At 66.4% G+C, this 21124-nt stretch carries 24 protein-coding genes; 6 read left to right on the top strand and 18 right to left on the bottom strand.

Features of this window, described 5'->3' with window-relative positions; translation table 11 throughout:
• Positions 1 to 63: 63 nt before the first annotated feature.
• Genes ACOQPH_RS04120 through ACOQPH_RS04110 form a run of 3 tightly spaced genes read right to left on the bottom strand, consistent with a single transcriptional unit; the run spans position 64 to position 3449 of the window.
• Positions 64 to 945, bottom strand: a complete 882-nt coding sequence (locus tag ACOQPH_RS04120) for a YgfZ/GcvT domain-containing protein (protein WP_420623468.1) — start codon at positions 943 to 945, stop codon at positions 64 to 66.
• Positions 942 to 3131 carry an anthranilate synthase component I gene (locus tag ACOQPH_RS04115; RefSeq protein WP_420623467.1) on the bottom strand — a complete coding sequence of 730 codons (2190 nt, stop codon included), beginning with the start codon at positions 3129 to 3131 and terminating at the stop codon, positions 942 to 944. Before ACOQPH_RS04115 ends, ACOQPH_RS04120 begins: the two co-directional genes overlap by 4 nt.
• 21 nt (positions 3132 to 3152) lie before the next feature.
• Positions 3153 to 3449, bottom strand: coding sequence for a GroES family chaperonin (locus ACOQPH_RS04110; protein WP_420624302.1), 297 nt, complete (start codon positions 3447 to 3449; stop codon positions 3153 to 3155).
• 172 nt (positions 3450 to 3621) lie between these two features.
• Here ACOQPH_RS04110 and ACOQPH_RS04105 point away from each other — a divergent pair, with 172 nt between their 5' ends.
• Positions 3622 to 4287, top strand: a complete 666-nt coding sequence (locus ACOQPH_RS04105; protein ID WP_420623466.1) for an alpha/beta hydrolase — start codon at positions 3622 to 3624, stop codon at positions 4285 to 4287.
• A gap of 12 nt (positions 4288 to 4299) precedes the next feature.
• Here ACOQPH_RS04105 and ACOQPH_RS04100 read toward each other — a convergent pair whose 3' ends face one another.
• The 7 genes from ACOQPH_RS04100 to hisD form a co-directional block, all read right to left on the bottom strand.
• The gene (locus ACOQPH_RS04100) at positions 4300 to 5856 is read right to left on the bottom strand and encodes an acyl-CoA synthetase (RefSeq protein WP_420623465.1); all 1557 of its coding nucleotides are present in this window, start codon (positions 5854 to 5856) and stop codon (positions 4300 to 4302) included.
• 78 nt (positions 5857 to 5934) lie between these two features.
• Positions 5935 to 6717 (bottom strand): imidazole glycerol phosphate synthase subunit HisF, encoded by a 783-nt coding sequence (gene hisF / locus ACOQPH_RS04095; RefSeq protein WP_420623464.1) that lies wholly within the window; start codon positions 6715 to 6717, stop codon positions 5935 to 5937.
• A gap of 10 nt (positions 6718 to 6727) precedes the next feature.
• Positions 6728 to 7534, bottom strand: coding sequence for a HisA/HisF-related TIM barrel protein (locus ACOQPH_RS04090; protein WP_420623463.1), 807 nt, complete (start codon positions 7532 to 7534; stop codon positions 6728 to 6730).
• Positions 7531 to 8190, bottom strand: a complete 660-nt coding sequence (gene hisH, locus ACOQPH_RS04085) for an imidazole glycerol phosphate synthase subunit HisH (RefSeq protein ID WP_420623462.1) — start codon at positions 8188 to 8190, stop codon at positions 7531 to 7533. The genes ACOQPH_RS04090 and hisH overlap by 4 nt, the downstream gene beginning before the upstream one ends.
• 63 nt (positions 8191 to 8253) lie before the next feature.
• The gene (hisB, locus tag ACOQPH_RS04080; protein ID WP_420623461.1) at positions 8254 to 8862 is read right to left on the bottom strand and encodes an imidazoleglycerol-phosphate dehydratase HisB; all 609 of its coding nucleotides are present in this window, start codon (positions 8860 to 8862) and stop codon (positions 8254 to 8256) included.
• A gap of 97 nt (positions 8863 to 8959) precedes the next feature.
• On the bottom strand, positions 8960 to 10033 hold the full coding sequence (gene hisC / locus ACOQPH_RS04075) for a histidinol-phosphate transaminase (protein WP_420623460.1): 1074 nt from the start codon (positions 10031 to 10033) through the stop codon (positions 8960 to 8962).
• On the bottom strand, positions 10030 to 11334 hold the full coding sequence (gene hisD / locus ACOQPH_RS04070) for a histidinol dehydrogenase (RefSeq protein ID WP_420623459.1): 1305 nt from the start codon (positions 11332 to 11334) through the stop codon (positions 10030 to 10032). The genes hisC and hisD overlap by 4 nt, the downstream gene beginning before the upstream one ends.
• Positions 11335 to 11410: 76 nt before the next feature.
• On the opposite strand from hisD, the gene ACOQPH_RS04065 reads away from it, so the two are divergent.
• The gene (locus ACOQPH_RS04065) at positions 11411 to 11599 is read left to right on the top strand and encodes a hypothetical protein (protein ID WP_420623458.1); all 189 of its coding nucleotides are present in this window, start codon (positions 11411 to 11413) and stop codon (positions 11597 to 11599) included.
• 19 nt (positions 11600 to 11618) lie between these two features.
• Here ACOQPH_RS04065 and ACOQPH_RS04060 read toward each other — a convergent pair whose 3' ends face one another.
• Genes ACOQPH_RS04060 through mshD form a run of 4 tightly spaced genes read right to left on the bottom strand, consistent with a single transcriptional unit; the run spans position 11619 to position 15193 of the window.
• Entirely contained in the window at positions 11619 to 12536 is a 918-nt protein-coding gene (locus ACOQPH_RS04060; RefSeq protein WP_420623457.1) for an HpcH/HpaI aldolase/citrate lyase family protein, read from the bottom strand.
• A gap of 54 nt (positions 12537 to 12590) precedes the next feature.
• Entirely contained in the window at positions 12591 to 13232 is a 642-nt protein-coding gene (gene nth / locus ACOQPH_RS04055; protein WP_420623456.1) for an endonuclease III, read from the bottom strand.
• A 9-nt stretch (positions 13233 to 13241) separates the two neighbouring features.
• On the bottom strand, positions 13242 to 14432 hold the full coding sequence (gene rlmN, locus ACOQPH_RS04050) for a 23S rRNA (adenine(2503)-C(2))-methyltransferase RlmN (RefSeq protein WP_420623455.1): 1191 nt from the start codon (positions 14430 to 14432) through the stop codon (positions 13242 to 13244).
• Positions 14429 to 15193, bottom strand: a complete 765-nt coding sequence (gene mshD / locus ACOQPH_RS04045; protein ID WP_420623454.1) for a mycothiol synthase — start codon at positions 15191 to 15193, stop codon at positions 14429 to 14431. Before mshD ends, rlmN begins: the two co-directional genes overlap by 4 nt.
• Before the next feature lie 105 nt (positions 15194 to 15298).
• On the opposite strand from mshD, the gene ACOQPH_RS04040 reads away from it, so the two are divergent.
• Both ACOQPH_RS04040 and ACOQPH_RS04035 read left to right on the top strand, forming a co-directional pair.
• The gene (locus ACOQPH_RS04040) at positions 15299 to 15742 is read left to right on the top strand and encodes a hypothetical protein (protein ID WP_420623453.1); all 444 of its coding nucleotides are present in this window, start codon (positions 15299 to 15301) and stop codon (positions 15740 to 15742) included.
• A gap of 71 nt (positions 15743 to 15813) precedes the next feature.
• On the top strand, positions 15814 to 16452 hold the full coding sequence (locus ACOQPH_RS04035; protein WP_420623452.1) for a ubiquinone/menaquinone biosynthesis methyltransferase: 639 nt from the start codon (positions 15814 to 15816) through the stop codon (positions 16450 to 16452).
• Positions 16453 to 16482: 30 nt separating this feature from the next.
• Here ACOQPH_RS04035 and ACOQPH_RS04030 read toward each other — a convergent pair whose 3' ends face one another.
• The 4 genes from ACOQPH_RS04030 to ACOQPH_RS04015 form a co-directional block, all read right to left on the bottom strand.
• On the bottom strand, positions 16483 to 16968 hold the full coding sequence (locus ACOQPH_RS04030; protein ID WP_420623451.1) for a YbaK/EbsC family protein: 486 nt from the start codon (positions 16966 to 16968) through the stop codon (positions 16483 to 16485).
• A gap of 70 nt (positions 16969 to 17038) precedes the next feature.
• On the bottom strand, positions 17039 to 17917 hold the full coding sequence (locus ACOQPH_RS04025; protein ID WP_420623450.1) for a 1,4-dihydroxy-2-naphthoate polyprenyltransferase: 879 nt from the start codon (positions 17915 to 17917) through the stop codon (positions 17039 to 17041).
• Positions 17918 to 18059: 142 nt separating this feature from the next.
• Positions 18060 to 18383, bottom strand: a complete 324-nt coding sequence (locus tag ACOQPH_RS04020; protein WP_420623449.1) for a hypothetical protein — start codon at positions 18381 to 18383, stop codon at positions 18060 to 18062.
• A 6-nt stretch (positions 18384 to 18389) separates the two neighbouring features.
• Entirely contained in the window at positions 18390 to 18656 is a 267-nt protein-coding gene (locus ACOQPH_RS04015) for a hypothetical protein (protein WP_420623448.1), read from the bottom strand.
• A 171-nt stretch (positions 18657 to 18827) separates the two neighbouring features.
• Between ACOQPH_RS04015 and ACOQPH_RS04010 the strand changes: the two genes are divergently transcribed.
• Together ACOQPH_RS04010 and ACOQPH_RS04005 are read left to right on the top strand one after the other, a co-directional pair.
• Positions 18828 to 19919: a Zn-dependent alcohol dehydrogenase gene (locus tag ACOQPH_RS04010; RefSeq protein WP_420623447.1), complete on the top strand. Its 1092-nt coding sequence runs from the start codon at positions 18828 to 18830 to the stop codon at positions 19917 to 19919.
• Between the two features lie 43 nt (positions 19920 to 19962).
• On the top strand, positions 19963 to 21087 hold the full coding sequence (locus ACOQPH_RS04005) for a DUF418 domain-containing protein (RefSeq protein WP_420623446.1): 1125 nt from the start codon (positions 19963 to 19965) through the stop codon (positions 21085 to 21087).
• Positions 21088 to 21124 lie beyond the last annotated feature (37 nt).

The raw sequence follows: 21124 nt of genomic DNA, 5'->3' as shown, positions 1-21124 counted from the left end.
GTCAGCGACAGCCTGCGAGCGTACCGGTGAGGGCCTCTGAGCGGGCCGATCAACAGGGCTCCGTCAGAACAGCTCAGCGAGCAGGACCGGTTCGCCTGCGGTCGTGTATGCCGTGTTGCCGGCATCCCGGCGCGCCAGCGCGAACCCCACCACGGCGTCACCGAGCGCTGCCGCATTCCGCACGGTGGCGATCGCAGTGCCAGTGCCGTCGTGCAAGTGATCGTTGGGCGCGAGCGGAACGGAAGCCCGGAGCCGGCACACGCTGCGGCGTCCACCCGTCCGCGAGTCGATCCGCTCAACCAATTCCTGGCCGCGGTAACAGCCCTTGGTGAACGACGCTGCGCGATCCACGAGTCCGGTCTCGTTGGGAATGTCGCCAGGCAGGATCTCTATGCCCATCGCCGGCAAGCCGAATGCCATGCGCAATAGGTCGTACTCGTCTGCGGAGATGACCTCCACCGCCGCGAAGTCGGGCCTCTCCGCACTCTGCGCCGGTGCCAGGACGTCGAACCCGGCTGCAAGCGGCCAATTCGAACGCCGCACAACGAGCGACGACGATGCCGTTGCGTCGTTCACGGCGTCTTGCAGTGCGTCGACGGCTGAGGCGGGACCTCGAAGCGAGTGCATCTGCCACTGCTGGGGAGTGAACTCGACTCGGGTGCGCAGCTTGAAGCGCTCCAGTGACGTGGCCATGGCCTCACCGAAGCCGGGCTCGGTGTCGGCGACGTAGGTGTCGGGTCCGGTACGGCAGATGGCGAAGAGCGCTTCAACGCGCCCCCGCGGTTCCAGCAAGAAGGACAGGGTGCTCTCGCCCGGGTCCAGCGCTGTCACGTCGGCAGAGATCTGACCGTGGAGATACACGGTCGCCTCTGGTCCGGACACCGCCACGACGTCGCGCGGGATGGTCGCCACAACAAGCCGATCAAGCTGAGGCTGCGGGGTCATCCGTTCCTCCAGCCGGGCAGCAGCCGATCCACTGCATTGCGAATCAGCGCTAGCCCGACACCGTCGTCGAGCGACATGATCGACTCGGGGTGGAACTGCACCGCCGCGACGGGCAGTTCACGATGCTCCACGGCCATCACGATGTCGTCGTCGAGGCTCACTGCGGTCACTTCCAGTTCGTCGGGCACCTCAGCACGATGGGCGAACAGCGAGTGATAGCGGCCCGCCCGGAACTCCTTCGGCAAACCGTCGAGCAACTGCCCGCCGAGGGTGCGGATGGCAGAGGGCTTGCCGTGCATCGGCGTGGACAGCTGCCCGAGTTCGCCCCCGAAGTACTCCACGATCCCCTGCAGGCCCAAACAGACACCGAAGAGCGGCAGGCCGGCATCGATCGTGGCGCGCACCACAGGGCCGATGCCGAAGTCGTCGGGGCGGCCCGGACCCGGCGACAGCACCACGAGGTCGAACTCGTCGGCACTGATCTCCGCTGCCGGGAATCCAGCCCTGCGCGTCAGCACAGTGGCACCGGTCTGGCGCAGGTAGTTCGCGAGCGTGTGCACGAACGAGTCCATGTGGTCGACGAGCAGAACGCGCCGATGTCTCTGCTGGACTGCAACAGCCCCCGCGGCCGGTGCCGAGCGCGGCCGCCGGATCGCGTCGAGGAATGCGGATGCCTTCAGCTCGGTCTCGGACTCCTCATCGTCGGGAACTGAGTCCCACAACAACGTGGCGCCGACCCGCACCTCAGCGTGGCCGTCCGTCACCCGGATAGTGCGCAGCGTGAGCCCCGTATTCAGGCTGCCGTCGAATCCGACCTTGCCGACCGCGCCGCCGTACCAAGCCCGGGCGGTGCGCTCGTGTTGCTCGAGGAACATCATCGCCGCCGTCTTGGGTGCACCGGTCACCGTCACCGCCCACGTATGGGACAGGAAGGCGTCCAGCGCATCGAATTCGGGGCGCAGGCGGCCTTCCACATGGTCGACGGTGTGGATGAGGCGCGAGTACATCTCGATCTGGCGGCGACCGATCACCCTCACCGAGCCGGGCACGCAGATGCGGCTCTTGTCGTTGCGATCCACGTCGGTGCACATCGTCAGCTCGGACTCATCCTTCGCCGAGTTGAGCAACGCCAAGATCTGCGAGGCATCGTCGATGGGATCCTGACCGCGAGCGATGGTGCCCGAGATGGGGCAGGTTTCGACGCGGTCGCCCTCGACACGCACGTACATCTCCGGGGAGGCTCCCACCAGCCACTCGCCGGATTTGCCAGCACTACCCAGGTTGATGAGAAATCCGTATGGCGATGGGTTTTGCTCCTTAAGACGGCGAAACAGCTCCGAGGGCGGTTCGACGCACGGCTCAGAGAACATCTGGCTGCTGACAACCTCGAACAGGTCGCCCCGGGCGAAGTACTCGCGTGCAGCCCGCACGCCGGCCGAATAGCCGCCCGGCTCGTGGTCCCGGCGCGCTTCGAGGTCGAGATCAGGCTCGTACGGGACGCGCTGGCCGCCACCCGCGAGCCCGGCAGTGCTGCGACCAGCCGCGGCGAACTCGTAACGCAGTCGCTGCGCAATTCCGCCTTGGTGATCCACGATGAGCAGGTCGTCTGGCAGGTACAGCACCAGATCGCGCTGGTGGGGCGGGCGCGGCAGCGTCAGGGGAATGGGCTCAAACTGGAAGGCGAGGTCGTAGCCGAATGCGCCGTAGAGGCCCAGGTGCGGGTCGTCGCAGCTGAACAGGTCGACCAAGGACCGCACGACCGTGAACGTGGACGGCTGGCGGCTGCGCTCCTCTTCCGCAAAACGCCGGTCCGGACGCTCAATCGTGCAGGCCACTTCGCCGCCACGCTTGCTCAGGTCGTGTCGCAAGTCGACGACCCCCGCAGCTGCTCCCAGCGCCGCCAGCGCCTTATGGATCGGCTCGAGCAGCACTGTGCCCCGTTCATTCAACGCCCGCACCGATACGTCCTGGGCCCGGCTGGTGATGACCAGCGGCGGATCGGTGAAACCCATGTCCCAGCGGGTATAGCGACCGGGATACTCGTAGCTCGACGAGAGCAGCACGCCCCGGGCCTCGTCCAGCCGGTCCACGAGATCTTCGACCTCAGCAATGCCGTCCACGGTGGTCGTAGCCAGCGAGATCGTGATGCCCCCGACGGTGCGAAATTGCGTGTCGGCGGTGGTCATAGGTCCAGGGTCACCGTTTGGTCACAAGTACAGGCCGGTGCTGCCTGGCTCGATCCGGGGCGCCGCGATGGCGTGAACATCCCGCTCACGCAGGATCAGGAAGTCGTCCCCGTGTACCTCGACCTCATGGCGGTCCTCGGGGCTGAACAGCACCCGGTCGCCCTCCTGGGCGCTGCGGACGTTCGGCCCCGCACCGACGACCTCGGCCCACACGAGGCGCCTATTCTGCTGCGCCGTCGCCGGGATGAGAATCCCGCCGCTGGTGCGCCGCTCCGATCCATCGTTGGGGAGTCGCACCAACAGGCGGTCGTGCAGCATCTTGATCGGCCGCCGCTCGTCGTCGTCGTGGTCGACCGCAACGGGCGTCTTGGCCTTGCGAGCACCGGTCTTCGGACTCTTTGAGGGTCGGGCGGCCTTGGTCGCCGATCCGGTCCCGTGCTCATTGTTTGTCTCAGGAGCACTCACCGCCCGCACGGTACCGTTCACCAGCGTGAATGACGCAGCGAATTCAGCGGTCGCACCCCAGCCAATCGCCGTGGCGGCGTCCGATGGCACCGAGCTCGAAGCCGAGCTGGCTTGGCCATCCGCAGCCACCGCTGTGGTTGTGCTGTCGCACCCGCACCCGCTGTACGGCGGGGACATGTGGAACCCGCTCATCGATCATCTCTTCAGAGCTCTGCCCGCGGCCGGCGTCGCAGCGCTTCGCTACAACTTCCGCGGCGCCGGCAGTTCCGGCGGCAGTCACGACGATGGAAAGGCGGAGCAGCTCGACGCGGCAGCAGCGTTCGACGCGGCAGCGCGCCTGGCAACGGAGCAACCGGGCAGCGATCCCCCGCCGCCGGTTGTGTCAGCAGGCTGCTCCTTCGGCGGCGACGTCTCCCTCGCGGCCCATCACGACCATCTGGCGGCGTGGATCGGAATTGCGGCGCCTCTGAGGATTGTGGACCCGGCCACAATGTCGTCCCCGACCGACCCGCGTCCCAAGCTGCTCCTGGTGCCCCAGCACGATCAGTTCCGGTGCCCCGCTGAGGCAGCCGAGATCACCGAGAGCTGGACCAATACCCAGCTCGAGGTGATCGCGGGCGGCGATCATTTCCTGATGGGTCATGCCCGGGCGGTCACCGAAGATATCACTTCGTTCGTTGCCGGCCTGTAGCAACGCCGGGGCCTACACGATGCGGGAGGACCGGTCGCCCCAGTACTCGTCTCGCAGGATGCGCTTGTAGAGCTTGCCAGTGGGAAGGCGGGGCAGCTCGTCCCGGAAGTCAACCGAACGCGGCATCTTGTAGCCCGAGATGTGCTCGCGGCAATACGCCAGCAGCTCGGACGCCAAAGCATCGCTCGCCTCGACACCTGCGATCGGCTGCACGACGGCCTTCACCTCTTCGCCGAAGTCGTCGTTGGGCACACCGAACACCGCCACGTCGGCAACCTTGGGGTGCAGTACCAGGCAGTCCTCGATCTCTTGGGGGTAGATGTTGACCCCGCCCGAGATGATCATGAAGGCCTTGCGGTCGGTCAGGTAGAGATAGCCGTCTTCATCGACGCGTCCGACATCGCCCAGCGTTGACCACAGCTGGTGTTCAGCGTGGCGGGAATCAGCGGTCTTGGCTGGATCGTTGTGGTATTCGAACGCCGGTACCTCCCGCTCGAAGTAGATGGTGCCTGACTCGCCAACTGGCAGCTCGCTGCCCTCGTCGTCGCAGATGTGAATGACCCCGATGAGCGGCTTGCCCACCGTGCCTGGGCGCTCGAGCCATTCTGGCGAGTTCACGTAGCAGAAGCCGTTCAGCTCAGTGCCGGCGTAGTACTCGTGCAGGATCGGCCCCCACCATTCGATCATCTGACGCTTGACCTCGACCGGGCAGGGCGCTGCGGCATGCACGGCGACCTCATGGCTCGACAGGTCGTGGCGGGTACGGGCGTCGGGGGGCAGCTTCAGCATCCGGCTGAACATGGTCGGCACCCACTGGCTGTGCGTGACGCCGTACTGCTCGATGTACGAGAGCGCCTCGACGGCATCGAACCGATCCATGACCACCGCCGTGCCACCCATCGACTGGGTGCCGGTCGTGAACGACAACGGCGCCGAGTGGTACAGCGGCGCGGGCGACAGGTAAACGCTTCGGTCGCCGATGCCGAAAATGCCCCCGACGAGCCCGACACCGATGAGATCAGGATCGGTGATCGACGTTCCGTCGAGCGGCCGCATGATGCCCTTCGGCCGACCGGTGGTGCCCGAGCTGTAGAGCATTGCCGAACCGCGTGGCTGGGAGGCGAGCGGCTCGGCAGGGTGGGCTGCGATCGCATCGGTGAACGAGTCGAAGCCGTCGGCGGCCCCGTCCAGCATGAGCCGAACGTCGCAGTCGCCGATGAGCGGGAGCATCTCGGTTGCAGCCTCAGCAACCGCCGGCGACGCCACCAGAACCCGAGCGCCGCAGTCGTTGACGATGTACGCCGCCTCTTCCGCAGTCAGGTACCGGTTGACCGTCGTGAAGTACAGACCGCTGCGCATAGCGCCCCAGTAGGCGTCGAAGTAGCCGATGTTGTTGTCGGCGAAGACCGCCACATGGTCGCCAGGGCGCAGACCCGCTGCCCACATGAGCTGGGCAAACTGTGAGCTGCGGGCTTCGAGCTCGCCGAAGGTCCGTACCTGACCGTCGCGGGCCATGATCACGGCGGGACGGTCAGGATCGGTCTTCGAGAACGTGCCGGGATAGCTCATAGTGCCGAAGCTACTTCGGCGCCTTCAAGTACAGACTGAAGCTATCCGGCGTCCTCGCACTCCGGCCTGAAGCGAAGGTCAGTCAGACGGAGGGCGAACGGCGACGCCTCCATCCAGGAGGGCCCGTTTGGCGTCGGTGATGGTGTGCTCACCGAAGTGGAAGATCGACGCAGCCAGAACAGCATCGGCACCGGCAATCACAGCGCCGTCCACCAAGTGCTGGAGCGTGCCGACGCCGCCGCTGGCCACGACAGGGATACCGACGGCGTCGACGACCGCCCGGGTGAGCTCCAGGTCGAAGCCCGCCTTGGTGCCGTCGGCGTCCATAGAGGTCAGCAGGATCTCACCGGCCCCCAAGTCGGCTACTCGACGTACCCATTCCAGCGCGTCGATGCCAGTGTCCTCGCGCCCGCCCTTGACGTAGACATTCCACGTTGTGTTCCCGTTTGCATCGGCAGGGTTCGACTTGGCGTCCACGGCCACCACGGCGCACTGGCTGCCGAACTCGTCGGCAATCTCGCGCACCAATTCGGGGCGGGCCACGGCAGCCGAATTGACCGACACCTTGTCAGCGCCCACCCGCAGCAGGGCCCGGGCATCGTCGACGGTACGGATGCCGCCACCAATCGTGAAGGGAATGAACACCTCCTCGGCGGCGTGGCGGGCGAGCTCGATGATGGTGTCGCGGTCGTGAGCGGAAGCGGTGATGTCGAGAAAGACAATCTCGTCGGCGCCTTGGCGGTCGTAGGCGGCCGCCAGCTCGACTGGATCCCCTGCGTCTCGCAGGCCGACGAAGTTGACGCCCTTGACCACCCGCCCGTCGTCCACATCCAAGCAGGGAATGACCCGCACGGTCTTCATGAGAAAGCCTTCACGATTGGCCGGCCTCGGGGATCGGCTCGTCGTGGGCTGCGCTCCCGCGTGCCACCACCACGGCGGCGCCGGGCGAGATCGCGCCATCGTGGAGCGCTTTGCCGACGATGGCCCCAGCGAGCGTGTGGCCATTCGCCGAACGCAGGTCTCGCAGGTCGGCAATGTCGGCGAGACAGCCGACCCCACCGCTGGCAATCACCGACATGGCCGGCGGGCGCTGAGGCGCGTCCAGCACGTTCCGCAGGCCAGACAGGTCGCTCCCGCCGCCCATGCCATCGCGGGCGATCTGGGTGACGACAACCGCCTCGGCACCGCTGCCAGCCAGCCGGGACAGCGCCTCGGACAGGCTCACACCGCTGCGATGCTCCCAGCCGCGCGTGGCGACTTCGCTTCCCCGCACGTCAAGGCCGACGGCGACGCGGTGCCCCGCAGAACTCAGCTCCCCCACAAGGTCCGGGTTCTCGACTGCCGCAGTTCCCACCACGCAGCGCGTGATCCCTGCGTCGAAGAGCGCTTCGGCGCTGGCGCGGCCGCGTACGCCTCCGCCGCATTGCACGCGAACGCCAGCATCGCCGATGGCGGCAACGACCGACCGGATCACATCCCGGTTGGTGCTGTCGACAACGCCCGATCGGGCTGCGTCAAGGTCGACCATGTGAATCCAGCGCGCGCCTGCCTTCGCGAGTTCGTGCGCTACGTCGACCGGGTCGGCGTCGTAGCGCACTTCGCGGTCGTAGTCGCCCTGCAGGAGGCGCACGCAACGGCCCTCGCGCAGGTCGATCGCCGGATACAGCTCGAAGCTCATCGGCTGCACCGGTCTGCCGCCACTGCTGCCAGGAAGTTCTGCGCCAGCAGCTTGCCGGCGTCGCCGGATTTCTCGGGATGGAATTGCGTGGCCCAAGTGCGGCCGCTCTGGGTGACCGCCGTGATCGGTGTCGGATAGTCGCAGGTCGCGACCACCAGGCCGGCCTCGGTGTCGGGCGCGTAGCTGTGGACGAAGTACATCCAGGCGCCGTCTTCCAGACCTGCCAGCAGCGGGCAGCCCGGCCGCTGTACGTCGAGGCGGTTCCACTGCATTTGCGGGCGCACCATGCCGTCCGGCAAGAGCCGCACTGTCCCAGGCATGACGCCCAATCCGGGTATTCCTGGGGCCTCTTGCGAGGCTTCGAACAGCATCTGCATGCCGACACAGATGCCCAGGAAGGGCAGTCCGCTCTCGATGGCCTGGAGAGCCGGCTGTTCCAAGCCGGTCACACGAAGTTGCCTCATGCAGGTGCCGAAATGCCCGACGCCTGGCAGCACGACCCCATCGGCTTCGCTGATGAGTCCGGGATCGGCCGTGAGGCGGGCGTCGGCGCCCACTCGTTCGAGTGCCTTTTGGGCCGAGCGCAGGTTGCCAATGCCGTAGTCGAGCACGGCGACCAACGGTCGGCCTGAAGCCGTTTCGTTTGATTCGGTCACTGTGCGGTTGCCTTGAGATCTACTTGACGCGGGCTTGGCGGTGCGCCGGTCACCGGGTGCCCGTCATAGGACGCCCTTCGTGGAGGGCAGCACGTCATCGGCAATTCGGATGGCGTCATAGAACGCCCTCGCAGCACCCTTGAAGCTGGCCTCGATGATGTGGTGGGTGTTACGTCCCCGCAGCATCACCAAGTGCAACGTGATGCCCGCAGACATCACGAGCCCCCGCCAGAACTCCTCGCACAACTGCGGGTCGAAGGGCGGGTCGCCCAGGATCTTCTCGCCCGGGGGATCGATGTCGTAGTGCAGGAACGGGCGGCCTGAGAGGTCGAGCACAACCTCGACTGCGGCCTCGTCGAGCGGCACCGTGTACGACGAGAATCGGCGCACGCCAGCCTTGTCTCCCCACGCCTGCTTCATGGCCTCGCCAAGCGCGATTCCAGTGTCCTCGACGGTGTGGTGGGCATCGATCTCGAGGTCACCGACCGTGCGCAGCTGCAGGTCGAAACGGGCGTGCTTGGCCAGCTGGGCGAGCATGTGGTCGAAGAACGGCAGGCCCGTCGAAACGTCGTTCTGGCCGGTGCCGTCGAGATCCAGGGTCAGGTCGATCTGGGTCTCCTTGGTGTGGCGCTGCACAGCGGCGTTACGAGAGGTGTCAGGGCGAGCAGTCATGAGGAGTTCACTGTTTCGATTGAGGCCGGGTCGATCGACATCGGTCGCATCAGCCTGCGACCTGAGCGGAGGTTTCGCACCCCAAGGCAAAGCGGCTTCATGCGAGCACCTCCGACAGGGTTTCGAGAAATCGGTCGTTCTCCGCCGGCGTGCCGACCGTCACCCGCAGGCAGTCGGCCAGCCGCGGCCAGCCAGAGCAGTTGCGCACCAGCACCGAGTGATCGACCAGCCGCTGCCAAACGTCGTCGCCGCCCATCCCGCTCGGCGTCGTGCGGAACAGGATGAAATTGGACTGCGAGGGCCAGATGTCGAGGCCCAGCCGGCCCAGGGTCGTCTCGATCCGCTCGCGCTCGGACACGATCGCAGCCACACGCTGCTCCATCTGGTCCGCGAACCGCAGGGCGACGCGTCCGGCAATCTGTTTGAACGTGTCGACGTGGTACGGCAGCACGACCTTGTCGAACTCAGCAGCCATTCCTGCGGGTATCACCGCATAGCCCAGCCGCGCCCCTGCCATCGCCCACGTCTTCGAGTACGTGCGGGCGACGACGAGATTGGAGGGCCCTCCTGCGTCGTTGCAGAGGTCGATCGCGCTCCAGTCGGCGAATTGGCCGTAGGCCTCGTCGACCACTACGAGGCCCGGCGCAATCTCCAGTGCTCGTTCGAGCACCTCAAATCGCTCGGGCGTGCCGGTGGGATTATTGGGCGAGCACAGGAACACGATCGAGGGCTGGTGCCGCTCGATGACGCGCTCCAACTCGAAGACGCTTACGCTGCCGTCCGCGTGCCGCTCGCCTTCGACCACGGCGCTCTGGGTGCTGCGCGCGATCTGGCCGTACATCGCATAGGTGGGCTCAAAGGTGGCAACGCTTCGACCAGTTCCGCCGTAGGTCAAACAGACGGTCTGCAGCACCTCGTTCGAGCCGTTGGCCACGAAGATGCGCTCAGGCTCGATGTCGTGCAGCTTCGCCAAGTCGGCCCGTAGCCCGCTTGCCGTGCGATCAGGGTAGCGATGCCACTCGACGTTGCGCAGTTCCGCCGCGAGTGCCTCAGAGAACTCTGGCGGCGGTCCCACGGGTGCCTCGTTCGTGTTGAGGCGCACCTTGACGTCGATCTGCGGCGAGTGATACCCCTCAAGCAGGCGCAGGTCGTCACGGACTGGCGGCTTCACGGCCGAATCCCCGATGTGGACCATTCCTTGCGGCGCGAGACAGAAGCGGCGTGTGCCCACAGCCCCTCGGCTTCCGCCAGCTCAGCCACTGCCGGCGCGAGTCGATCGAAGCCGGCTTCAGTGACATCGACCACATGCATCCGCTTGGTGAAGTCGTCGGTGGTGAGCGCTCCCGCAAATCGGGCCGTTCCAGCAGTGGGCAGCACGTGCGATGGCCCGGCCACGTAGTCACCGACAGATGCCGGTGCCCATGGCCCGACAAACACTGCACCGGCGTGACGGATCTTGCCCACCAGTTCTTCGGCGCCGTCGCACATGAGCTGGAGATGTTCGGGCGCAACGAAGTTGGCGACCTCGGCAGCCTGAGCGGGGCCGTCAACAAGGCACACGAATCCGTCGGCATCCAGGGTGGCCAGCGTTTCGTCGCGCCGTGGCGACAGGTCGACGATCTGACCGATCGCGTCGCAGACGGCGTCCGCGTAGGCAAGGTCCCAGGTGACAAGCCAAGCCTGGCCGCCGGGGCCGTGCTCGGCCTGGAGCACTACATCGGTGGCTGCAGCGGCTGGCGGGCACGTCCCGTCGGCAATCACGACGATCTCCGAAGGCCCCGCGAACGCAGACGCAACGCCCACGTCTCCCGCAACGAGCTGCTTGGCGGTGGCGACCCAGGCATTGCCGGGTCCGGCCACAACATCAGCGGGACGGATGGTCTCGGTGCCGTAGGCCAGAGCCGCAACAGCCTGCACGCCGCCGACCCGGTGGACCTCAGTGACACCGCAAAGGTGCGCCGCAGCCATCACCGATGGCGCCAGGTTGCCGCCGGGACCTGGCGGGGAGCAGAGCACGATGTCGTCCACCCCGGCCGCTTGAGCGACCAGCACGGTCATGAGCACAGTGGACGGGTAGGCGGCCAACCCGCCCGGCACGTACACGCCGGCCCGGTCCACCGGCTGGCTGATCGAGCGCACTGAGACGCCGTCGCGCTCATAGGTATGCCCAACAGCGGCTTCTGTGCGATGGAACTCCAGGATGCGCTGGTGAGCGGTCTCCATGGCGGAACGTAAGGAGGGAGACAGCGACTTCCACGCAGCTCGGAGATCGCTCTCCGGGACCAGCGCGTCGGGCACATCGACGCCGTCGAAGCGGTGAGTGAGCTCCCGGACAGCCGGATCGCCGCCGGTTCGGACATGATCGATCAGCTCGCGAACGGCTGTGGAAGACACCGCAGCATCCATTTCGGGGCGCGGCAGCAGTTCGGCTATTTGATCGCTCCGACCCCGCAGGTCCAGCCGCTTCAACACCGCGCCGAGGGTACCTGCGACCCTCTGCGCCACTGCCTCGAATTTGAGTAGCGCAGTCGTCGCTAGCGTGCCGCGGGTGATCAGCGCTGCGGAGCTCTCGTCGATCGAGACCGCTGTCGAGGAGCTCGGAGCCCGCGTTGCCCGAGCCGCCGATGAGCTGATGGGCACAACCCACGAGGACGTCGGCGTCGAGCTCTACGAGGTGGAGCGCTCGCTGCGGATGGCACGGCGCCGGTTGGCCCAGGCCACCGACGCCCTGCGCTGAACGCCAGCTGGGTTGGCGATCACGAACGCTCGGAGATGGCCTCGGCGGTGGCGACGATCTTGCGGGCGCGGGTCAGGTGCGGAACGTCCACCATCGGGCCTTTGTGGGCGAACGCCATCAGGCCCGCAGCCTCGGCTTCGGTAAACGCTTCGAGCAGTTCACGAGCGTCAGCCAATTCCTCAGCGCTGGGTGTGAACGCGGCGTTGACAATGTCGATTTGTGCGGGGTGGATAGTGATCTTGCCCGTGAATCCCATGGCCGCAGAGGTCGCGCATTCGGCAGCCAACCCCTCGTCGTCGCGGAAGTCCACGAACACCGTGTCGAGCGGTTGCTTGCCCCACGCCGTGGCGCCCACCAAGCACATGACCCGGGCGTACTCGAACACTGGGAGGTAGGCGCCTTCCGCATCCCGGTTGGCCTTCGAACCCATCGCTGCGGACAGATCCTCGGCACCCCAGCTCAGCGCGTCCACACGGTCGTGGCGTGCCAGCTCGCCGATGTTGATCAGGCCCTGCGGTGTCTCAGTGCCCAGCACCAGCAGCACTACGCCTCCGGGCGGGTGGCCGTGCTCGAGTTCCCAGCGAGTGATCATCTCGTCGAGCTGGACAACCTCTGCCGCATTGTTCACCTTCGGCACCAGATAGGCGTCGGGCGGGCAGACCATCGTCTCGGCAATGTCCGCTGTGCACCACGGGCTGTCGAGCGGGTTGATTCGCACCACCCGCTCCTTGGCGCCAAAGTCGACATCGGCCAGCCAACCCGCCAGGGTGGCGCGGGCACTGTCCTTGTTGTCGGGCGTGACGGCGTCCTCGAGGTCGAGCACGAGGCTGTCCGCATCGGTAGCAAGTGATTTGTTCAGCATGCGCTCGTTGGCGCCGGGCACGAAGTGCGACGACCGCCGCACTGTTCCGTTGCCAGCATTCGGGGACTCCGTCATTCGGTCAACTCTCCTGGATCTCGCGGTGTCGTTGCGGCCGGGGTCGGCTCGGGATCAGGCCGCGAAGGCGCTCGGGCAGAAGTCGTTCAACACGCAATCGTCGCAAGCCGGCTTGCGAGACGAGCAGACCCGGCGCCCGTGCAGGATCAGCCGCAGGCTGAAGTCGCCCCGCTCGTATTGCGGGATCATCGGATTCAGCGCCAACTCCACCTTGACCGGGTCTTCCTCGTCGGTGATGCCGAGACGTCGTACCAAACGGCCGACATGGGTGTCCACCGGCAGCCCAGGCAAGTCGAATGCCACCGAGCGGATGACGTTGGCCGTCTTGCGGCCCACACCGGACAGCTTGACCAGGTCCTTCAGGCTTGTCGGCACCTCGCCGCCGTGGTCAGCCAGCAGCTGTCGGGCCATCCCCTGCAGATTGCGCGCTTTGCTGCGAAAGAAGCCGGTCGGATGCACCAATTCCTCAAGTTCGGCGAGATCGGCCGATGCCAGTGCCTCGACGTCGGGATACTTCGCGAACACAGCGGGAACGGTGGCGTTGACACGCACGTCCGTGCACTGCGCCGACAGGATCGTCGCCACCAGCAACTCGAACGGATTGCGGTGCTCGAGTTCGCACACGGCCTCGTACTCGTCCTTGAGTCGTTCGTGGGTCCGCTGTGCGCGCCCTCTCGGCGATCGAGGCCTAGCCATGGCGAGTTTCTAGCGCTCTTGCTGAGCGCGTGCCCCGCGGCGGGCTCGGGCGCCCCGCTGGATCGAGACCAGCTTGTCGGCACGCAGCTGCCCGCACGCCGCATCGATGGAGGTGCCCCGGTTGACGCGCACGGTGGCGTTCACTCCGTAGGACGCCAACTCTGACGTGAAATGCTCGATGCGCCCCGATGGCGATGGCGCGTGGCCGTAACCCGGCGTTGGATTCAGCGGAATGAGGTTGACATGCGCCGCAAGCGGTCGTGCATATGCAGCCAGTTCGGCAGCGTCACGGTCGCGGTCGTTGACGCCGTCGATCATCGCCCACTCGAGGCTGATACGGCGCCGCTTGGCACGGCGGTAGTCGGCCAGTGCGCTCGCAAGTTCGCGCAGGGGGTACGTGCGATTGATCGGTGCGATGCGATTCCGCAGGCGGTCGTTCGCGGCGTGCAGCGAGACTGCCAGATTGACCGGCAGGCTGGCAGCTGCCAGACGCACAATGCCCGGAATGACACCCACAGTGGACACCGTGATGTGCCGGGCACCGATGCCCATGTCGCCATGGAAACGCTCCACTGCTGCCCACACGGCGTCGTAGTTTGCGAGTGGCTCGCCCATGCCCATGAACACAATGTTGATGGCTCCGCCGCGGGCGGCTCCGCTGTTGACGGCTCCGCCGCGGGCGGCTCCGCTGTTGACGGCTCCGCCGCGGGCGGCTCCGCTGTTGACGGCTCCGCCCGCCGAGCTGCTGTGGCTGGTCGACGGCTGCTGCAGCGTGCCGAGCACCTGCTCGACGATTTCCCCGACACTCAGATTCCGGTCGAATCCCACCTGACCCGTGGCGCAGAAACTGCACGCCATGGCACAGCCAGCCTGGCTGCTGATGCACAGCGTGGTCCGATTGCGGTAGCCCATGAGCACGGTCTCGACCAGGTGTCCATCACGCAGCGACCACAAGTGCTTGCGGGTCTTGCCGCGATCCGCTGTCTGGGTACGCACCAGCTTCAACGCTGGTGGCAGCAGTTCGCCGATGGCCTGTCGCAGGCCTTTGGGAACGTTGGTGAGCTCGGCCAGCGGGCGGCGCTGTCCGTACAGGCCATCCCACACCTGGTCCAGCCGGTATGAGGGCTCGCCATCGAGCAGCTCACCTAGCTCCGCCCGGCTGAGGTCCGCGAGTGCGGGATCGGCGACGGAGGCTGTCACGACCGGCCAGTGCCGTAAGACGCGAGCGGTCCGATGCCCGTGAACAGCCGCCGCACAACGGCAACCTCGAGGCCGAGATCCCCGTAGAGCGTGACGGCCGGCGCGTTGTCGGCGTCGACGTAGAGCATGGCCCGAGTCAGGCCAACGTCGGAGAGATGCTCGTAGCCGGCCAGCGTGAGGGCTCGGCCGAGTCCCCGTCCGTGATACTGGGGATCCACCGCGATGACGTACACCTCACCGACCGGCGGGTCCTCATCGTTGTGCACCTTCGTCCAGCAGTAGGCAACGATCTGCCCGTCGATGTCGTACACCCGAAAGCCGTCGGCGTCGAACCACGGTTCGGCTTGACGCTCAGCGACCTGAGGAAGCGTCCATCCACCCTGCTCGCGGTGCCACGAGAACGCCCGGTTGTTGACCTCCACCCATGCCTGCTCATCTTGGCCGACCACGAACGAACGCGTCTCGATTCCGCTGGGCTGATCCATCGGCAGGGACCGCTCCATCCGGTACAGATCGCGCTCGAACGTCAGGCCCAACGAGGTCAGCTCACGCCCGAGGGCAGTCTCCGAAGGCGCCACATCGCTGCCCGCCGCCTCGGCGTGATCAGGATGGTCGATCCAGACCGACAGCGGGCCGGCAACGTCGTCGAGTTGCCGCCCTAACGCTGCAGCCAGCGCTCCCGCCGGCCACTGTGCGGCGTTGGCCTCCACGAGAGGGCCATGCTGATCAGCACCGATCGAGATGACGGGATCGGCACTCACTGCCAGAAGGCTAATGCTGCGCGGTTGAGGCCCCCAGGCCGTACCAGCCGGCCGCATGCGCCGCGCCGAAGGGGATCGTGCGGGCGCAGGTGCCACACTTGCCCGGTGAACCAGATGCGGTGGCTGAACCGCAGCCAGCCTCAGACGCTCTACAGCGCCGTGCTGCTGTGCTACTTCTCCGCTGTCCTGCTGCTATTCGGAAACCGCATCGACTGGCAACTCGCAGTCGACGTCTTCGAGGGCATCGTCTCGCTGTTCGCCAGCGAACGCACAGCCATCGAGCTCAGCGACAGCGTCGTGCCGCTGGCCGTGACCGTGCTGCTCGGCGGCTCACTCGTCGCGGGCGGCTTGGGAACCGCCAACGAGCGGCGGTGGGGCCACTGGCTGTGCTCCGCAGCCGCGGTCTACTCGGCGGTCGCGACGCTGTGGTGGGGTGCCCGCACCAGCTTCCAGCTCGGAATATTCATGCGGCTCCTGTTCGACGCTCTGCTTCTGGTGCTGCTCTTCCACCCGATCAGCCGCAGTCATCGACGCGTCTGGTTCCGGTGAGTCTGCGTCTGCGTCGACGGAGACGGTCCGAACTGCCCAGTCCGCAGGACAAGGCAGACACCGTCGAGCAGATGTTTGACGAGATCGCCCCGCGCTATGACCTGCTGAACCGCCTGCTGACGTTTCGGCTCGACACCCTGTGGCGACGGCGTGCGGTGGTAGCACTGGGCCTGCAGCCGGGCGAGACAGTGATTGATCTGGCCTGCGGCACCGGCGACCTGTGCAACGAACTCGAGGCGGCGGGCTTGTTCGCCGTCGGAGTCGATTTCTCCGCCGGAATGCTTCAAGCCGCGACAACTCGTGCTCCGCTGGTGCGTTCCGATGCGCTGAACCTCGGCGTGCGCGAGGGCTGGCTCGCCGGTGCGACCTGCGGCTTCGCGCTGCGAAATTTCGCCGACCTCGATCGCTTCTTCGCCGAGTTGGCTCGGGTGCTCCGGCCCGGCGCTCGGGCGGCGATGCTCGAAGTCGCCGAACCTGCCAATCCGGTGCTGCGTGCGGGACACAAGCTGTACTTCGGCAAGGTCGTCCCCGCCGTCGGCAGCCTGCTTTCGAGCCGGTCGGCCTACCGCTACCTGCCCGAATCAGTAGCGTACCTGCCCGCGGTGCCCGAACTGCTCTCCCGGATCGCCGAGGCGGGATTCCACGATGTCCAGCGGGACGCGCTCAGCGGAGGCATCGCTCAGCTCATCACGGCAACGCGAGACGCCTGAACAGCGCCCGCAGGCGGAGTCCGTTTAGGTCTACGGCACTGTCTTGGCGAGATCGGAGACAACCTCGGCTGTAGGAAGTTCAGCGAGCGAGGCCGGCGGGCACAGGATCTTGCAGTCACGCGAGCCACCGCCCACGATGATCGCATCGCAGTCCATGACCCTGCTGTCGATCCACACGGGAATGTCGTCGGGCAATCCGAACGGTGTCACGCCGCCGATCATCATGCCGGTGCGCTCCATGGTCTCAGGGGCATCCGCGAACGATGCCTTGCGAGTACCCAGCCTGCGCCGCACGATGCCGTTCACATCGAGCCGGGTCGTGGCAAGCACCACGCAGCACGCCATCGGCCGCTCGGCCGACTTGCCCACCACGCAGATGGCGTTGGCCGACGCGTCCATCGAGTAGCCGTATCGCTCGCAGAACTGCGCCGTGTCGGCGAAGTCGGGATCGCATTCCACCAACTCGTATGCCACGCCGAGCGCGGCGAGATGATCCAGGACTGCCTCGGAGCTCATCGCGACATCTTGGCGGATCGCGGCCGAGATGCCGCAGGACGCACAGCTTCCGACATTGGGTAGACGCGGTTCATGCGCCCAAGGCCAATCCGACCGTGAGCAGCGCGCCCACGACGAGCTGGAGCCGCCCGGTCCCCACCAGCACTGCCACCAGTGCTGCGCCCGTGGCACCGCGCAGCACCGTACGCACGGGTGAGATAGCCACTACGACCGAGGCGAGCCCGAGGATCGCCCAAGGCCGCAGAAGCGACAGGTACAGCGGCGAGATCACCACGATGAACACGACGGCCACGTACATCGCCCTGGTCGGCCTATCGCCCACGCGCACGGCCAGCGTGCGCTTGCCGGCGCGCTCGTCGGTAGGCAAGTCCCGCAGGTTGTTCGAGATCAGCAGTGCTACTGAGCCCAGCCCGACGGGCACCGACGCGGCGAGGCCCACCATGGTCAGGCGGGCGTCTTGCACGAATGCCGACCCTGCAGTCGCTACCAGACCGAAGAAGACGAACACGAACAGCTCGCCGAGGCCGCGGTAGCCGTACGGCCGCCGGCCGCCGGTGTAGTACCACGCGGCCAGCATCGACGCCGCTCCCGCCACAATGAGCCACCACGAAACGGCTGCTGCGACGACCATGCCGACCGCCGCCGCCACCCCGAACGCAGCGAACGCAGCATTGCGCACGGCGTTCGGCGAAGCTGCGCCCGACGCCACGAGGCGTTGGGGGCCCACCCGGGTGACATCGGTGCCTCGCACGCCGTCGCTGTAGTCGTTGGCGTAGTTCACTGCAATCTGGATGAACAACGACACGACCAGCGCGCAGACAGCCCGCCACCACACGATCGCACCCTCTGCCGCGGCATCCGAGGCTGCGGTGCCCACGAACGGCGGCACCAGCGATGCGGGCCAGGTACGGGGTCGTGCCCCTGCGAGCCAGGTTCGAACGCCGGTCATTCCTGCAGCGCATCCTGCGGAGCGGCGTCGTCGGGAGACAGGGCTGGGTCCGCCACGGTTTCGAAAGCTAGGCGCGAATGGCGGAATGGAGCGCACTGACGAAGATCATGCTCCTAGTCAGCTTCGACGTCTGTGTCGCTGCTCAGCCCGCAGCGGCCGCCCACGGAACTGATTGACCCGCCTGGTAGTGGTCGGGCCGGATGCCGAAAGCCTCGATCATCCGGTGCCATCCACTCGCGGTAGCAAGCAGCGCACCGAGGCGCAGAATCTGCTGCTCGTTGAAGTGATCGTTCAGCCGCTCATACATCTCGGGCGGGATCACGCCCGAGTGCTCGAAGCCCGACAGCCAGTCGCACAGCGCCAGTGCGGCCTTCCACGACTCGGGCAGCTCCGATGCCTCGTAGTCGGTCAGTTGTGCGACGACTTCGTTCGTGAGTCCGGTGCGCACCAACGATGCGCTGCGCACGAGGCTTCAGTGGAAGCACTCGTTCCGGATGGCCATCCGGATGCGGCACAGCTCGATCATGTGCCGATCCAGCGCACCGCGATCCTCGTCGGGATGGCCGCCGTACACGGCACCGACCCAGCCGAGGAACAGGTCAATGGTGGTCTCGTCCGCCGCGAGCGTCCGAAACAGGTTGTCGTCGGTGTAGGCCTTCGCGTACCACGTGTCCAAGCGCCGTTGCTGCTTGTCGTCCAGCTCGGTCACCTTCGGCAAGTAGCCGTGCTCGTTGGCCATGACTCCCCCTCGGCGCGGATTGCTCGCTGCCAACGACGCTACCGCAGCAGCCACAAGTGCACCGCTGTGCCCACCGGACTTTCCAGGCACATGCGTTCGGACTCGCGCCTAGTCTCGGCCTGAACCAATTGCGGCCAACTCGGACGGCCGACCAACGCGAGGGGGCGTGACATGAAGGCTGCTGTGCTCTGCGAACAGCCCGGGGACCTGGTAATCGAGGATCTGCGCATTGACGCACCCGGGCCGAACGAGGTGCTGATCCGCACCGTCGGTGCCGGTCTGTGCCACAGCGATCTGCATTTCATGGAGGGGCTGTTCCGGACGCCGCTCCCCCTGGTGATGGGCCACGAGTCCGCCGGCGTGGTCGAAGCGATCGGTTCCGACGTCAACTACGTCTCTCCCGGCGACCATGTCGTGGCCTGCCTGTCGATCTTCTGCGGCCAGTGTCACCGCTGCCTATCGGGCAATCCTCATCGCTGCACCAATGTCCGGGCAACATCCCGCCCGAAGGACGCAGCCGCCCGGCTCAGCCGGGACGACGGCACCGAAGTCGGCCAGATGGCCCGCCTCGGGGGATTCGCCGAGGCGATGCTGGTGCACCAGAACGCGTTGGTGAAAATCCGTCCTGACATGCCGCTCGATCGGGCGTGCCTCATTGGCTGCGGAGTGACTACCGGGTTCGGTGCGGCCGTCAACACCGCCGGTGTCGGCGTCGGCAGCGTGGTCTGCGTGATCGGCTGCGGTGGCATCGGGCTCTCGGCCGTGCAGGGCGCAAGGGTCGCCGGGGCGGGCCGCATCATCGCCGTCGACATGACCGATGAGAAGCTTGAGACAGCCCGCCAGCTGGGCGCTACCGACACGGTCAATGCCGGTGAGGTGGACGACGTCGTCACCGCCGTCAAGGACATGACCGGCGGCGGCGTGGAGTACAGCTTCGAAGCCATCGGCTTGGCCCAGACCGTGCAACAAGCCTTCGGGATGCTCGACATCGGCGGCACCGCAACCGTGATCGGCATGGTTCCCTCCAAGACCAGGGTCGAGCTGCGCGGCATCGACTTCCTGTCAGAAAAGAAGCTGCAGGGCTCGATGATGGGCTCGAACCAGTTCCGCAGCGACATCCCGATGATGGTCGAGCTCTACCTCGACGGGCGCCTCATGCTGGACGAGATGATCTCGGGACGCATCGGCCTCGAACAGGTCAACGAGGGCTACTCCTGGATGAAGGCCGGCACCTCAAACCGAACCGTCATCACCTTCGACTGACCCCGAAGTCGACCTGCAGCGCCCAAGACTTCGACTGACTCCGATGCCGTCGGAGGCCTTGCCAACGCCGTCAAGTGAGCGGAATTCCACCCTCGATGCGGTGCGTGGCGTGGCGGTGCTCGGCATCTTGGTCATGAACGCCGTGTCGTTCGGCCTGCCCGCTGCGGCGTACACCAATCTCGACGCAGCCGGATCGCGCACGCTGCTGGACTGGCTCATCGGCGGTGCCGGAGAGATCTTTGCCGATCAGAAACTCATGGGTTTATTCTCCATGCTGTTCGGCGCAGGCATCGTGCTGTTCGCTGAGCGCGCCGCTGCGAAGGGTCGGCGCAGTGTGCTGCTGAGCCTGTGGCGCAACGCACTGCTGCTCGTCATGGGCGTGGTGCATCTGCTCGTATGGGACGGCGACGTGCTCACGGTGTACGCCTTGTGCGCCCCGGTCGTGCTTGCGCTGCGGCGACTGCCGCCCAAAGTGCTCTTCGCGTTGGGCGGTGCGTTCTACGCAGCGGTGGCAGTCATCTCTTGGAGCGTGCAATCGTCTCTGCGAAGCTTCTCCAGCGTCCTCATCGACTTCTGGCACTACGGCGACTACTACGACGTCGTAGAGACGTGGTTTCTCGCGGATTACTTCGGGCGAGCCTTGGGCGCCATGCTCATCGGCGTGGCGCTGTACCGGACGGGCGTCATCGGCGGCAACAAGGCGCCGTCGTTCTACCGCCGCATGGCGGCATGGGGCCTGGGCATCGGGCTGCCGCTGTCGGGTGCAGGTCTCGCGCTGATGGTGGGAACCGATTTCGACATCGACTGGGCCATCGCAGGAACCATCCCGAACACCGTCGCCACCGTGCCCATCTGTATGGCTTACCTGAGCTTGATCGTGCTGTGGAATCGCCGAAGCAATTCGCCGGCGCGGCGGCGCATCCGAGCCGCAGGACAGATGGCGCTTACGAACTACCTCACGCAGACTGCGGTGGGCATGGTGGTGCTTCGATGGCTGCTCGGTGACGTTTCGCTCACCCGCAGCAGCATCGCCATATTCGTGGTGAGCGTGTGGGCGCTGCAGCTCTGGTGGTCACAGGCGTGGCTTGCGCGATTCGGGTTCGGGCCCCTTGAATGGCTGTGGCGTAGTGCGACCTACCGTCGCTGGCAGCCTCTGCGCGCTCGCTAGCCACAGAGCGACGAGAGCCTGAGCGGGTGCCGTTGGG

It is taken from the genome of Candidatus Poriferisodalis sp. (assembly GCF_965221945.1).
In the GTDB taxonomy this organism is placed as follows: Bacteria; Actinomycetota; Acidimicrobiia; order Acidimicrobiales; family Poriferisodalaceae; genus Poriferisodalis.
The sequence above is the reverse complement of the archived record's forward strand: the minus strand, read 5'-3'. Positions and strand labels throughout refer to the sequence as shown.

What these genes read in the sequence shown, in the direction of transcription:
- ACOQPH_RS04010 (WP_420623447.1), top strand. Translation starts at nt 18,828, where the DNA reads ATGAAGGCTGCTGTGCTCTGCGAACAGCCCGGGGACCTGGTAATCGAG.
- ACOQPH_RS04060 (WP_420623457.1), bottom strand. Translation starts at nt 12,536, where the DNA reads ATGACGGAGTCCCCGAATGCTGGCAACGGAACAGTGCGGCGGTCGTCG.
- ACOQPH_RS04110 (WP_420624302.1), bottom strand. Translation starts at nt 3,449, where the DNA reads ATGCTGCACGACCGCCTGTTGGTGCGACTCCCCAACGATGGATCGGAG.
- ACOQPH_RS04030 (WP_420623451.1), bottom strand. Translation starts at nt 16,968, where the DNA reads ATGAGCTCCGAGGCAGTCCTGGATCATCTCGCCGCGCTCGGCGTGGCA.
- nth (WP_420623456.1), bottom strand. Translation starts at nt 13,232, where the DNA reads ATGGCTAGGCCTCGATCGCCGAGAGGGCGCGCACAGCGGACCCACGAA.
- ACOQPH_RS04005 (WP_420623446.1), top strand. Translation starts at nt 19,963, where the DNA reads ATGCCGTCGGAGGCCTTGCCAACGCCGTCAAGTGAGCGGAATTCCACC.
- ACOQPH_RS04115 (WP_420623467.1), bottom strand. Translation starts at nt 3,131, where the DNA reads ATGACCACCGCCGACACGCAATTTCGCACCGTCGGGGGCATCACGATC.
- ACOQPH_RS04120 (WP_420623468.1), bottom strand. Translation starts at nt 945, where the DNA reads ATGACCCCGCAGCCTCAGCTTGATCGGCTTGTTGTGGCGACCATCCCG.
- hisF (WP_420623464.1), bottom strand. Translation starts at nt 6,717, where the DNA reads ATGAAGACCGTGCGGGTCATTCCCTGCTTGGATGTGGACGACGGGCGG.
- hisB (WP_420623461.1), bottom strand. Translation starts at nt 8,862, where the DNA reads ATGACTGCTCGCCCTGACACCTCTCGTAACGCCGCTGTGCAGCGCCAC.
- ACOQPH_RS04025 (WP_420623450.1), bottom strand. Translation starts at nt 17,917, where the DNA reads ATGACCGGCGTTCGAACCTGGCTCGCAGGGGCACGACCCCGTACCTGG.
- ACOQPH_RS04015 (WP_420623448.1), bottom strand. Translation starts at nt 18,656, where the DNA reads ATGGCCAACGAGCACGGCTACTTGCCGAAGGTGACCGAGCTGGACGAC.
- ACOQPH_RS04090 (WP_420623463.1), bottom strand. Translation starts at nt 7,534, where the DNA reads ATGAGCTTCGAGCTGTATCCGGCGATCGACCTGCGCGAGGGCCGTTGC.
- ACOQPH_RS04100 (WP_420623465.1), bottom strand. Translation starts at nt 5,856, where the DNA reads ATGAGCTATCCCGGCACGTTCTCGAAGACCGATCCTGACCGTCCCGCC.
- ACOQPH_RS04035 (WP_420623452.1), top strand. Translation starts at nt 15,814, where the DNA reads ATGTTTGACGAGATCGCCCCGCGCTATGACCTGCTGAACCGCCTGCTG.